Here is a 12,596-nt window from a genome sequence, read left to right as displayed (position 1 = left end):
GGCGGAGCGCCCCGGTCCGCTCACCGGGCCTTCGATAGGCTGGGGCGGACATCGCGGACGACCGGCAGAGGGCGTCCGCCGCCGCCCCGAGTCCGAGGTCGATCCGCCCATGACGTGCCCGCCCCTCCCGCACCACCCCGACGCCCCCGCCGGCACCGCGCCGCAGGCCCGGCCCGAGGACGCCTTCCGCGCCGAGGACGAGCGGTTCGTGGCGCGGCTGCACGCGGAGCTGGAGGAGTTCTTCGGCCGGCAGCGAGCGGTCCTGGGCGGCATCTCGGCGGACGCCCTCCCGCTGCTGGACGCCGTCGTCGCGCTCTCCGCCGGCGGCAAGCGGCTGCGGGCGCGGCTGTGCTACTGGGGCTGGCGGGCGGCGGGCGGCGACCCGGAGGACCCGGCCGTGGTCCGGGCCGGGGCGGCGCTCGAGCTCTTCCAGTCCGCCGCGCTCATCCACGACGACGTCATCGACCGCTCCGACACCCGCCGCGGCGCCCCCAGCGTGCACCGCCGCTTCGAGTCCGTGCACGCGGACCGGGGCTGGGCCCTGGACGGTCCGGCCTTCGGCGTGGCCGCCGCGATCCTCTCGGGCGACCTGTGCCTGTCCTGGAGCGAGCAGTCGTTCGCCGCGGCCACCACCACGGCGCCCGGCGGCCACCGCGCACGGGCGGTCTTCGACCTCATGCGCTCCGAGGTGATGGCCGGGCAGTACCTCGACGTGCAGGGAGAGGTCGCCGGCGGGGGCCAGGACCGCGACGGCGCGGTGCAGCGGGCCCTGGACGTCATCCGGTACAAGTCGGCGAAGTACTCGGTGGAGCACCCCGTGGTGCTCGGCGCCGCCCTGGCCGGGGCGCCGGAGGCGGTCCTGGAGCGCTGCTCCGCGTTCGCGCTGCCCCTGGGCGAGGCGTTCCAGCTGCGCGACGACGTCCTGGGCGTGTTCGGCGATCCCGCGGCCACGGGCAAGCCCGCCGGCGACGACCTGCGCGAGGGCAAGCGGACGGTGCTCGTCGGCTACGTCCGCACGCTCGGCAGCGAGGCGCAGATCGCGCGGCTCGAGGACGCCCTGGGCCGGCCGGAGCTGACGGAGGAGGACGTCGAGGAGCTCCGCTCGCTCATCACGGCGTGCGGCGCCCTGGGCTCCACGGAGGAGCTCATCGAACGGCTCAGCGGGGAGGCGTTCACCGCGCTGGACCGGCTCGGGGCCGACGCCGTGCCGATGGCCGCGCTGCGCGGCCTCGCGACGGCTGCGGTCCGCCGCTCGTCCTGAGTCCGGCGCGCCGGTCAGGAGCGGGTCACCAGGCCAGGGCCTGCGCCCGGCGGCGGATCTCCGTCTTGCGCCCGTCCCGCAGCGCGTCGACGGGACGGCCCGGCAGGGACTCGTCCTCGGTGAACAGCCACGTGATCGCCTCGACGTCGGTGAAGCCGGAGTCCCGCAGGACCGCCACCGTGCCCTTCAGCGAGTCGACCACGGCGCCGTCCAGCAGGAAGGCGGCCGGCACCCGGCGGATGCTGTCGTGCGGGTTGCGGACGGCGAGGAGCGTCCCGTCGTCGACGAGGCCGTGGACGCGGGTGACCACGAGGCCGAGCTGCTCGGCGACGTCGGGCAGGGGCAACCACTCCTGGACGAGACCGTCCAGGCGGTCGAACTCCTCGGTGCTGATTCCGGATGTGTTCTTCACGCCCCCAGAGTGCCACGTCCGCCGGTGCCCGTGCCACGCGGGCCCGCCACGGTATGCTCGACCCGCGGAGCCGGCTGAGACCTCCGCACCTTCCCCGATCAGCGTCAGAGAGTTACTTCATGCCGTATCCCCCCGACAGCGACACGACCGACCCGAACGACGCACCGCGCTCCACCACCGCCGAGACCACTGCCGAGACCTCCGCCGAGGCCTCCGGGCGGCAGGACGACCGCTCCGCCGGCTGGGCGCGCCGCGCCCGGACGGGGTCGGCGGTCACCGCCGTCGCCGCCCTCGCCGCCCTGGGCGGGGGCACCGTGGCCCACGCCGCCCCCGCCCAGACGGCCCAGGTGGCCTCGGCGCCCCTGCTCGCCGGCCAGAAGACGACGAAGACCCCCGTGCACACCGTGTCCCCCGGGGACTCCCTGTGGGCGGTCGCCCAGCGCCACGGCGTGGCCGTGGACGAGCTCATGCGGTGGAACGACCTCTCCGGCGCGGCGCTGCTGCTGCCCGGGCAGGAGCTGCGCCTCTCCGGCGGGGCGGCCCCGGCGGCCGAGCCTTCGAAGAAGCCGGCCCCGCCCGCGGCGGAGCCGCCCCGGACGGAGCACGTGGTGCGCTCGGGCGACTCGCTGTGGAGCATCTCGCAGACGCGCGGGGTGTCGGTCCAGTCGCTCCTCGACGGCAACGACCTCACGGTGAACTCGCTGCTGCGCCCGGGCCAGCGGCTGTCGGTCTCGGAGCCGGCCCCCGAGACCGTGCGGACCGCCCAGGCCCCTGCCCCCGAGCGGGCCGAGCAGCCCCGGCCGGCGCCCGCGCGCGCCGTCGGCGACACCTTCCTGGGCCGCACGTACGAGGACGGGGTGGTGGACTCCGCCAACCGCCACCACGAGCAGCTCGCCGCCCGCCCCGCGCCCTCGCGCGAGGAGATGCGCCGGCTCGTCCACGACACCGCCGTGCGGATGGGCGTGGACCCGGCGCTCGCCCTGGCGCACGCCCACCAGGAGTCGGGCTTCGACCACCGGGCCGTGTCCCCCGCGGACGCCGTGGGCACCATGCAGGTCATCCCGGACGCCGGGGACTGGGCCTCGGGACTCGTGGGCCGGGAGCTCGACCTGCTCGACCCGCAGGACAACGTCACCGCCGGCGTGGCCATCATCCGGCAGCTGGGCCGCGCCGCGCCCAGCACCGACGTGGCCATCGCCGCGTACTACCAGGGCCTGCACGGGGTGAAGAAGTACGGGATGTACGACGACACCAAGCAGTACGTCAAGAGCGTCAAGACGCACCGCAAGCGGTTCGGACCGTGACCTGCGACCCAGCCTGCGCACAGCGCCCCGCCCTAGGCTGATCCCGTGCAGCACGCGCTCCCCGACCACCTGACCGGGACCGTCCTCGAGGGCCGCTACGAGCTGGGTCCGCGGATCGCCCGCGGTGGCACCGCCACCGTGTACCGGGCGGTGGACACCCGCCTGCAGCGCGTCGTGGCGGTCAAGCTCATGCACGCCCACCTGGCCGAGGACCCGGCCGCGGCGGACCGGTTCGTGCGGGAGGCCCGGTCGGCGGCGCGGCTGTCCCATCCCCACGTGGTCTCCGTGCTCGACCAGGGCCACGCCCCGGACGGGGTGCCGTACCTGGTCATGGAGCACGTGGCGGGCTCGACGCTGCGGGACCTCCTGCGCCGGCGCGGCGCCCTGCCCCCGGGCGAGGCGCTCGGGCTGCTGGAACCGGTCCTCGACGGGCTGGCGGCGGCCCACCGCGAGGGCCTGGTGCACCGCGACGTGAAGCCGGAGAACGTGCTGATCTCCGCCGCCGGCCGGGTGACCGTCGCGGACTTCGGTCTCACCCGCGCCGTCGACCAGCACACGGCGACCGGAACGGTGCTGGGCACGGTCGGCTACGCCTCGCCGGAGCTCGTCACGGGGCAGCGGGTCGACACCCGCGCGGACGTGTACTCGGCCGGGATCCTGCTCTTCGAGCTCCTGGCCGGCCGCCGTCCCTTCGAGGGCGGTCCGCTGGCCGTGGCCCGCGCCCACGCGGACGGCGCCGTCCCGGACCTGCGCACCCTCGATCCCGGTCTCCCGGCCGGTGTGGCGCGGCTGGTCGCCCGGGCCACGGCACGGGAGCCGGAGCGGCGTCCGCCCGACGCCGGCAGCTTCCTCGACGAGCTCCGGTCGGTCCGGGCGGGTCTGCGGCCCGCGGAGCTCGACCGCCCCCCGGGACCCGGCGCCGCCCGCGGCACCCCGGCCGTGCCGGCTCCGGACGCCGCGGCCACGGCGGCCCTGGACCCCGCGGTCGGACCCACCGCGGCCCTCGGGGCGGGCGCCCCCACGGAAGCCCTCGGCCGAACCGCTCCCACGGAAGCCCTCGGCCGAACCGCTCCCACGGAGGCCCTCGGTTCGAGCGGCACCACGGAGACCATCGGCCGGGACGCCCCCACCGAGACCCTCGGCCGGGACGCTCCCACGGAGGCGTTCGGCCCGGCGGCCGGCCGGACCGGGGTGCCGGGTCCGCACGCCGCGACCCTGGGAGCGGCCGGGGCCGGGGCCCCGGCGGTCTCCGGCCGGCCGCTGCCGGCGCGGACCTCGAGCGGCTCCTCCGACCCCTGGCGGCCCGAGGTCGAGCTGCGGCCCACCCGGCCCCTGCACGCGGCGGGGACGCTGGCCCTGGTCGCGCTCGCGGTGGCCGGGGCGGCATTCCTGGGCTGGCTCCTGGGCTCCGGTCCGGGCGGGACCGTGAGCGTGCCGGACGTGCGGGGAGCGGGTCCGGAGCTCGCCGAGCAGTACCTGGCCGGGGCCGGTCTGGGCAACGTCGCCGTGCACGAGACCGCGGACCCGGTGGCCCCCGCCGGCACCGTGCTCGGCACCGACCCGGAGGCCGGGGCCACGGTGCGCTCCGCGGAGCAGGTCGTCCTGCTGGTCTCGACCGGTCCCGTGCGGACCACCGCGCCCGACGTCACCGGGATGTCGGAGGAGGACGCCCGGGCGCGCCTCGAGGACGCCGGGCTGGCGGCCGGCACCCGGAGCCCGGTCGCCGACGACGCCGCCGCCGGGACGGTCGTGGGCCAGCACCCGGAGGCGGGCGAGGCGGTGGCCGAGGGGTCGGCCGTGGACCTCGCCGTCTCCCTCGGGGCCCGCGCCGACTCCGCGCCCGGGGTGCTGGGCAGGCCCGTGGACGAGGCGGTCCGGCTCCTCGCGGAGGCGGGGTTCGCGGCGCGGGTCGAGGAGAGCCTCGGCGCCCCCTTCGGCTACGTGGTGGCCCAGACGACGGACGGGGCCGAGGTCGTCCTCACCGTCGTCTGAGCGGACGGCAGGAACGGCCCCGGCCCCGTCGGCCGGTCCCGCGCTCAGCGGCGGGAGAGGTAGCCCGCCACGAGGAACGCGATCTCCAGGGACTGCATGTGGTTCAGGCGCGGGTCGCACAGCGACTCGTAGCGGTCCTGGAAGGAGGACTCGTCGACGGGGTCGGCGCCGCCGAGGCACTCCGCGACGTCGTCGCCCGTCATCTCCACGTGGATGCCGCCGGGGAAGGAGCCGATCGCCTCGTGCACCTCGAAGAAGCCGCGGACCTCGTCCACGACGTCGTCGAAGTTTCGGGTCTTGTACCCGGACGGCAGGGACACGGTGTTGCCGTGCATGGGGTCGGTGACCCACACGACCTTGGCGCCGGAGCGCTCCACGGCCTCGACGAGCGGGGGCAGCTTCTCCCGGATGTTCTTCGCGCCCATGCGGGTGATGAAGGTGAGCCGTCCGGGCTCGCGCTCCGGGTCGAGCTTGTCGATGAGCGCCAGCGCGTCGTCCCCGGTCGTCTTGGGGCCGAGCTTCACGCCGATCGGGTTGCGCAGCCGGGAGAGCAGGTCCACGTGGGCGCCGTCGAGCTCCCGGGTGCGCTCGCCGATCCACAGGAAGTGCCCGGACGTGCCGTACGGGAGGTGGGTGCGGGAGTCGATGCGGCTCAGCGCGCGCTCGTAGTCCAGCAGCAGGGCCTCGTGGCCGGCGTAGAACTCCGTGGTGCGCAGGGCGTCGAAGTCCGCGCCGCACGCGTCCATGAACTTCACGGCCCGGTCGATCTCGCGGGCGAGCGACTCGTACCGGGCGTGGGCCGGGTTCGTGGTGAAGCCCATGTTCCAGGCGTGCACGAGGCGCAGGTCCGCGAACCCGCCCGTGGTGAAGGCCCGGATGAGGTTCAGGGTCGAGGCCGAGGTGTGGTAGCCGCGCACCATCCGCCGCGGGTCGTGGACCCGGGACTCCTCGGTGAAGTCGAAGCCGTTGACCATCTCGCCGCGGAACGTCGGCAGCGTCGTGCCGTCGCGGGTCTCGTCGTTGGACGAGCGGGGCTTCGAGAACTGCCCGGCCATCCGGCCCATCTTCACCACGGGCATGGACGCGCCGTAGGTGAGCACCACGGCCATCTGCAGCAGCGTCTTGACCCGGGCGCTGATCCGGTCGGCGGTGGCGCCCTCGAAGGTCTCGGCGCAGTCCCCGCCCTGCAGGAAGAACGCCCGGCCGTTGGCGACCTCGGCCAGACGGTCGCGCAGCTTGTCCACCTCCCCCGCGAAGACGAGGGGCGGGACCGCGTTGAGCTCGGCGATCGAGGCGGCGAAGTCGGGGTGGTCGCGCCAGGTCGGCTGCTGGTCGGCGGCCAGCTCGCGCCAGTCGTCCAGCCCCGGGTAGTCGGCCGCGGAGGGCACCGGGGAGGCGAGGTTGCGAAGGCTGTCGGGAACGGTGAAGTCGAGCATCATGTCTTCCTATGTCTCGTCCGGGGCGGGGCCGGGCGCGGGATCAGGGTGCGGTGGGCCGCGGGGTGTCGTCGTCAGCGGCGCCGGGACGGTCGCGGTGGGCGATGGAGTCCGCGGTCCGGCGGGCGGTGTGGGCGGCGCTGCGCGCCTTGTCCTTGGCGTTGCCCACGAGCTCCGCCGCGGCCTGCTTGGTCTCCTGGCGCTTCTGCTCGGCGAGCCGCTTCTTGTGCTCCGAGGCGTAGACGTCCACGTAGACCTGGCCGGAGAGGGCCTGGATCGCGTGCATGATCTCGTCGGTGACCTCGCGGAGCAGGGCGTGCTCACCCTGCCGGCCCCGGTAGCGGGAGAAGTCGAGGGGCTCGCCGAAGATCGTGGTGACCCGGGCGCTGCGGCGGGGCAGCGGGAGCCTGGTCCCGATCGGCTGGACCTTGTCGGTGCCGACCATGGCGATCGGGACGACCGGGGCCCCCGTCTCGAGCGCGAGCCGGGCCACCCCGATCTTGCCCTTGTACATGCGGCCGTCCGGGGAGCGGGTGCCCTCCGGATAGATCCCGAGCAGCTCGCCCTCCAGCAGCTTGCGGCCGCCGTTGCTCAGGGACTTCGCGCTGGCCCGGCCCCCGGAGCGGTCCATGGGGATCTGGTTGATGGCGCGGAAGAACGCGGCCATCACCCTGCCCTTGACGCCGGGGCTGTTGAAGTAGTCGGACTTCGCCAGGAAGTACACCTGCCGGGGCACGGCCACGGGCATGAACACCGAGTCGGAGACGGAGAGGTGGTTGCTCGCGAGGATGGCCGGGCCCTCCTCGGGCACGTGCTCCAGGCCGCGCACCTCGGGACGGAAGGCGACGTTGATCAGGGGGCCGACGACGTAGCGCTTCAGAAACATGTAGACCATGTGGGAGGGGACTCCTTCGTGCTGATCGGGATGTCGCGAGGGTCCGTGCCGCTCGGACCGGGTCCGGCCTCCGGTATTCTCTCACGTCCGCACGGGCACCCGCGCCGGTCCGCCCGCCGACGGCGCCCGCCCTGACATCATGGACGCATGACGCCACCCGTCGAGGACCAGCACCTGCCCGCCCCCTCCGCGACCGTCGGGCCCGCCGCCGCGGACGATCCCGGCGCGCCCTTCCACCATCCGGCCGACGGGCCCGCGGGCGCGCTCGTGCTGCACGGCTTCACCGGCGTCCCGTTCAGCGTCCGCCCCTGGGGCCGGGCGCTGCACGCGGCGGGCGCCGACGTCGTCGGGCCCGTGCTGCCCGGCCACGGCACCCGCTGGGAGGACCTCGCCGGCGTCCGCTGGGAGCAGTGGCGCGACCACGCGGCCGAGCACGTGCAGCGGCTGCGGGCCCGGCACGACGTGGTGGTGGTGTGCGGGCTGTCCATGGGCGGGGCGCTCGCCCTGCACCTCGCCGCGACCCTGCCCGTCGACGGGGTCGTGGCTCTGAACCCGGCGCTGTCCCTCGTCAGCCGCACGGCCCGGCTCGCCCCGGCCCTGCACCGCGCGGTGCCGTCCGTGCCGGGCGTGGGGGACGACATCAGCCTCCCGGGCGTCACCGAGCACGCCTACCCGCGCACGCCCGTGGCGGGCGTCGCCGAGCTGGGCCGGTTCATGACCCGGACCCGGAGGATGCTGCCCGCGGTCACCGCCCCGGTCCTGGTGCTGCGCTCGCTGCACGACCACGTGGTGTCGGACGCCTCGCACCTGCACGTGCTGCGCCGGGCCGGCGGGGACGTGGAGCTGGTGCGGCTGGCGGAGAGCTTCCACGTGGCCACCCTGGACCGGGAGGCGGACGTGGTCGCGGCGCGGTCCGTGCGCTTCCTGGAGGACCTGCTGGCGGGCCGCAACCCGGTCACCGCGAGACCGTTGCGCCCCGCCTCTCGGGGGGACCGGCGATGAGTGCGGGCCCGGGGACGCCGGGCGGCGCCGGGCACGGCCCCGAGGACGAGTGGAGCCGGATCGTGTCGGACCTCGAGGACGTGCGCCGGGCCGGGGACCGGCACCTCGCCGGGCCCCGGGACTGGTCCCCCGAGGACGCCGGAGCAGAGGCTGCCGGGGAGCCGGAGGACGCGGGGGACGACGACGCGCCCTACTCCCCCGACCCCGGGCCGGTCACGCAGGGACTCAGCGGCGGGGCACTGCTGTCCTGGACCGTGCTGGTCGGGGTGCCCGTGCTGCTGGTGGTGCTCTCCCTCCTGCCCGGCTCCCTGCCGTGGTGGGCCATCGTGGGCGGCCTGGTCGCCGTGGTCGGGGCCATCGGCCACCTGCTGCGGTCCCTGCCCGACGACCGCGACGAGCTGGACGACGGCGCCCGCGTCTGACGGGGTTTGCGTGAGCCAATTCACTAGACTGGAGCGGACGGCCCACCGATCCCGATCCGAGGAGAACCCCATGCGCCACGTCGCGACCGACGCCCTCGTGGACCCACCGGCCCACAGCCGCATCACCGACTTCCTGCTCATGCAGGCGGGCCAGGACGAGGATCCGCACCTGTACACCGTCCTGGCACCGGAGGGGGCCGCCCGCGAGGTGCGCGCCCGGGAGTTCCTCGCCGCCGTGCAGGGTGTGGCCAAGGGTCTCGTGGCCGCGGGGATCGAGCCCGGGGACCGGGTGGGCATCCTCAGCCGGACGCGCTACGAGTGGACCCTCGCGGATCTCGCGATCTGGTACGCCGGCGCCGTTCCCGTCCCCGTCTACGACTCGTCCTCGACGCAGCAGATCGCCTGGATCATGGGCGACTCCGACGCCAAGGCCGTGTTCGTCGAGACGCAGGCTCTCGAGGACTCCGTGCTCGCTGCCTCGCGGGAGACGCCGTTCCGCGCCGCGGAGAACGTCTGGCGCCTGGACGGCACCGGCACGGGCCTCGACGACCTCGCGCGCGCCGGCGCGGACGTGCCGGACGAGGAGCTCGAGGCCCGCCGCACGTCGCGCGGGCTCGAGGACGTCGCCACGATCATCTACACCTCGGGGACCACCGGACCGCCCAAGGGGTGCGAGCTGACGCACGGGAACTTCGTGCGGCTGTGCGAGAACACGACCCTCGTCGTCGAGGACATCATCCACCCGGGCGCCCGGACGCTCCTGTTCCTGCCGCTGGCGCACGTCTTCGCCCGCTTCGTGGAGGTGATCGCCCTCTACTCCGGGACCGTCCTGGCCCACACCCCGGACGTGAAGAACCTGATGGCGGACCTCGGGGCCTTCCGGCCCACGTTCATCCTGGCCGTCCCGCGCGTGTTCGAGAAGATCTACCAGAGCGCCCGCCTCAAGGCCGAGAAGGCCGGCGGGGCGAAGTCCCTGATCTTCGAGCGCGCGGTGACCACGGCCGTCGCGTACTCGAAGGCCGGTCAGGACGGGCGGGTCCCGCCGCTCCTGCGCGCGCGCCACGCCCTCTACGACCGGCTCGTGTACTCGAAGCTGCGGGACGCGATGGGCGGGGAGGTCACGCACGCCGTCTCGGGCGGCGCCGCCCTCGGCACTCGGCTGGGCCACTTCTTCAACGGGATCGGCGTGTACGTCGTGGAGGGCTACGGGCTCACGGAGACCACGGCCCCGATCGCCGTCAACACCCCGGAGATCGGCAAGATCGGCACCGTGGGCCTGCCGCTGCCGGGCAACGAGGTGCGGATCGGCGAGGACGGGGAGGTCCTGGTCCGGGGCACCCACGTCATGCGCGGCTACCACGGGCGCGAGGACCTCACCGCCGAGGCCTTCGAGGACGGGTGGTTCCGCACCGGCGACCTCGGCTCGCTCGACGAGGACGGCGCCCTCACCCTCACCGGCCGGAAGAAGGAGATCATCGTCACCGCCGGCGGCAAGAACGTGGTCCCCAACGTGCTGGAGGACCCCATCCGCGCCTCGGCCCTGGTCTCCCAGGTCATGGTGGTCGGGGACGACCGGCCGTTCGTGGCCGCCCTCGTGACCCTCGACCAGGACGTGCTCCCCGCCCGCCTGGAGCTGATGGGCCTGGACCCCGCGATGCCGGTGGCGGAGGCCGCCCGCCACCCGAAGGTCGTCGAGCACGTCCAGGACATCGTCACCCGGGCGAACCAGGCGGTCTCCCGCGCGGAGAGCATCCGGGCCTTCGAGATCCTCGACGTCGACTGGACGGAGGCCTCCGGGCACCTGACCCCGTCCATGAAGATCAAGCGGGCCAGGATCGCGCAGGACTTCGCGGACCGGATCGAGGAGATCTACTCGCGCCCCGCCCCCGAACCGGCCGCGGCCCCCGCCACCCCGGCGGAGCGGATCAAGGAGAAGCTCTCCCACGCGCACCTGCCGGGCCGCGGCTGACCCGGGGCCGGCCGGCGGCCGGTGGGATCACCGGCCGCCGACGAGGGCCCCCGGGGACAGCGGTGAGTGCTCGGGGACGTCGAGGCCCAGCAGGGCGTTCTCGACGACCTCGCTGAGGGCGGGGTGGATCCAGTACTGGCCGCGCGCCATCGTGTGCGCGTCGAGGCCGAAGGACATGGCCTGCACCAGCGGCTGGATGAGCAGGGAGGCCTCCTCCCCGATCAGGTGCGCGCCCAGGAGGCGACCGGTGCCCTTCTCCGCGATCAGCTTGCACAGCCCCGTGCGGTCCTCCATGGCCCACCCGTAGGCCGTGGCCCCGTAGTCCTGCACCTTGACGGTGATCTCGCTGCCCTGCTCGACCGCCCACTGCTCGGCCTCCTGCTGCGTCATGCCGACGGAGGCGATCTGCGGGCTGGTGAACACGGCGGAGGGCACGAACCGGTGGTCGGTGGCCCGGAGGTCGCCGGGGTGCAGGAGGTTGTGCTGCACCGTGCGGGCCTCGGCGTTGGCCACGTGCTTGAGCTGGTAGGGCGAGCTGATGTCGCCCAGCGCCCACACGCCCTCGACGGGGCGGCCCGCGGAGAGGGCGCGCTGGTGCTCGTCGACGGCCAGCAGCCCGTCAGGCCGCACGTCCAGGCCGCCCGCCCGGGCGTCGAGCACGTCGGTGTTCGGCTGCCGGCCCGTGGCCACCAGCACCACGTCCGCGGGCAGGCGCATGACGAGCTCCGGGTCCTGCGGGTCGCGGAAGGTGACCATCACGGCGCACTCGTCGCCGTCCCACTCCTCGACCTCGCTCAGCGACCAGCCCGTCTCCAGCTTCCACTGCCGGGAGGCCTCGCGGGCGAACCGCTCGGCGATCTCCGGGTCGTGGTAGCGCAGGATCCGGTGCGAGCGGTTGACCTGGGTCACCCGCGCGCCGAGGCTGGAGAAGACGTGGGCGAACTCGGCGCCGATGTAGCCGCCGCCGACCACCACCACGCGGCGGGGCATCTCCTCGATGCGCATCACCGTGTCCGAGGTGTGCACCTGGGGCAGGTCGATCCCGGGGATCTCCGGCCGCACCGGGCGCGAGCCGGAGGCCACCACGATCTGGTCGGCCGTGAGGTCCTCGCCCGAGGCGGTGCGCAGGGTCCGCGGGGCGGTGAAGCGCACGTGCTCCTCGTAGACCGTCACGTGCGGCAGCGTCCGGCGGTACTCGAGCCCGCCGTGGGAGATCGCGTCGATCCGCCCGAAGATCCGGTCCCGCATCTCCCGCCAGCGTACGCCGTCCACCGAGACGTCGAGGCCGAGCCGGTCCGCCTCCTGGGCGCGGCGGGCCACGCTCGCCGGGTACGCGTACATCTTCGTCGGGATGCAGCCCACGTTGAGGCAGGTGCCGCCGAAGGTCCCGCCGTCGATGATGGCGACGTCCAGGCTCTCGTAGTCCTCGGTGAGGATCGAGTTGCCCGAGCCGGAGCCGATGATGATGAGGTCGAATTTCCGCATGCGGCCCATCCTATGCGCGGCCGCCGGGCGGCCCCCGCCGGCACCGCGGCCCTCCCGGGGTCCGTGGTGCCGGCGCGGGCGTGCCGGGTCAGCCGGCGGTGTCGAGCGCCAGCAGGAGGTCGCCGCCGGAGACCTGGGTGACGCCCTTGAGGGCCACGCGGGCGACCGTGCCGCCCGTGGGGGCGGTGATGGAGGCCTCCATCTTCATGGCCTCGATGGTGGCCACCTGGCCGCCCGCCTCCACGGTGTCGCCCTCGGCCACCGTCACGGTCACCGCCCCCGCGAACGGGGCGGCCACGTGGCCGCGGTCCGTGGGGTCGGCCTTCTCGGTCTCGGGCACCGAGGAGGTGATCGAGGTGTCGCGGACCTCGATCATCCGGGGCTGGCCGTTGAGGGTGAGCATCACGGTGCGCATGCC

11 protein-coding genes are annotated in these 12,596 nt (G+C 74.7%); 6 read left to right on the top strand and 5 right to left on the bottom strand.

Going from position 1 to position 12,596, the window contains the following annotated elements:
- Nucleotides 1–109 precede the first annotated feature (109 nt).
- Nucleotides 110–1,261, top strand: a complete 1,152-nt coding sequence (locus CK505_RS14500; protein ID WP_095651544.1) for a polyprenyl synthetase family protein — start codon at nucleotides 110–112, stop codon at nucleotides 1,259–1,261.
- A gap of 25 nt (nucleotides 1,262–1,286) precedes the next feature.
- Here CK505_RS14500 and CK505_RS14495 read toward each other — a convergent pair whose 3' ends face one another.
- The gene (locus tag CK505_RS14495; RefSeq protein ID WP_017833699.1) at nucleotides 1,287–1,673 is read right to left on the bottom strand and encodes an Rv2175c family DNA-binding protein; all 387 of its coding nucleotides are present in this window, start codon (nucleotides 1,671–1,673) and stop codon (nucleotides 1,287–1,289) included.
- Between the two features lie 119 nt (nucleotides 1,674–1,792).
- Between CK505_RS14495 and CK505_RS14490 the strand changes: the two genes are divergently transcribed.
- Together CK505_RS14490 and CK505_RS14485 are read left to right on the top strand one after the other, a co-directional pair.
- Complete coding sequence (locus CK505_RS14490; protein WP_095651543.1) at nucleotides 1,793–2,977, top strand: LysM peptidoglycan-binding domain-containing protein; 1,185 nt, start codon at nucleotides 1,793–1,795, stop codon at nucleotides 2,975–2,977.
- 45 nt (nucleotides 2,978–3,022) lie between these two features.
- Nucleotides 3,023–4,969 carry a PASTA domain-containing protein gene (locus CK505_RS14485; RefSeq protein ID WP_095651542.1) on the top strand — a complete coding sequence of 649 codons (1,947 nt, stop codon included), beginning with the start codon at nucleotides 3,023–3,025 and terminating at the stop codon, nucleotides 4,967–4,969.
- Between the two features lie 44 nt (nucleotides 4,970–5,013).
- Here CK505_RS14485 and CK505_RS14480 read toward each other — a convergent pair whose 3' ends face one another.
- Together CK505_RS14480 and CK505_RS14475 are read right to left on the bottom strand one after the other, a co-directional pair.
- Nucleotides 5,014–6,405, bottom strand: coding sequence for a class II 3-deoxy-7-phosphoheptulonate synthase (locus tag CK505_RS14480; protein WP_031283120.1), 1,392 nt, complete (start codon nucleotides 6,403–6,405; stop codon nucleotides 5,014–5,016).
- Between the two features lie 43 nt (nucleotides 6,406–6,448).
- Nucleotides 6,449–7,300, bottom strand: a complete 852-nt coding sequence (locus CK505_RS14475; protein WP_017833703.1) for a 1-acyl-sn-glycerol-3-phosphate acyltransferase — start codon at nucleotides 7,298–7,300, stop codon at nucleotides 6,449–6,451.
- Between the two features lie 147 nt (nucleotides 7,301–7,447).
- On the opposite strand from CK505_RS14475, the gene CK505_RS14470 reads away from it, so the two are divergent.
- The 3 genes from CK505_RS14470 to CK505_RS14460 all read left to right on the top strand — a co-directional run bounded on the left by CK505_RS14470 (nucleotide 7,448) and on the right by CK505_RS14460 (nucleotide 10,693).
- Complete coding sequence (locus CK505_RS14470) at nucleotides 7,448–8,302, top strand: carboxylesterase (RefSeq protein WP_095651541.1); 855 nt, start codon at nucleotides 7,448–7,450, stop codon at nucleotides 8,300–8,302.
- Entirely contained in the window at nucleotides 8,299–8,724 is a 426-nt protein-coding gene (locus CK505_RS14465; protein WP_095651540.1) for a hypothetical protein, read from the top strand. Before CK505_RS14470 ends, CK505_RS14465 begins: the two co-directional genes overlap by 4 nt.
- A 70-nt stretch (nucleotides 8,725–8,794) precedes the next feature.
- On the top strand, nucleotides 8,795–10,693 hold the full coding sequence (locus tag CK505_RS14460) for a long-chain fatty acid--CoA ligase (RefSeq protein ID WP_095651539.1): 1,899 nt from the start codon (nucleotides 8,795–8,797) through the stop codon (nucleotides 10,691–10,693).
- Between the two features lie 27 nt (nucleotides 10,694–10,720).
- On the opposite strand, the gene CK505_RS14455 is transcribed toward CK505_RS14460, so the two are convergent.
- Nucleotides 10,721–12,178: a mycothione reductase gene (locus CK505_RS14455; RefSeq protein WP_095651538.1), complete on the bottom strand. Its 1,458-nt coding sequence runs from the start codon at nucleotides 12,176–12,178 to the stop codon at nucleotides 10,721–10,723.
- A gap of 88 nt (nucleotides 12,179–12,266) precedes the next feature.
- A partial coding sequence (locus CK505_RS14450; protein WP_141246840.1) for a biotin/lipoyl-containing protein occupies nucleotides 12,267–12,596 on the bottom strand: 330 nt, incomplete at its 5' end.

Origin of the sequence: Kocuria sp. WN036 (assembly GCF_002287015.1) — a bacterium.
GTDB lineage: Bacteria > Actinomycetota > Actinomycetes > Actinomycetales > Micrococcaceae > Kocuria > Kocuria rosea.
Note: the sequence above shows the minus strand (reverse complement) of the source record. Positions and strands in the feature narration are given on the sequence as shown.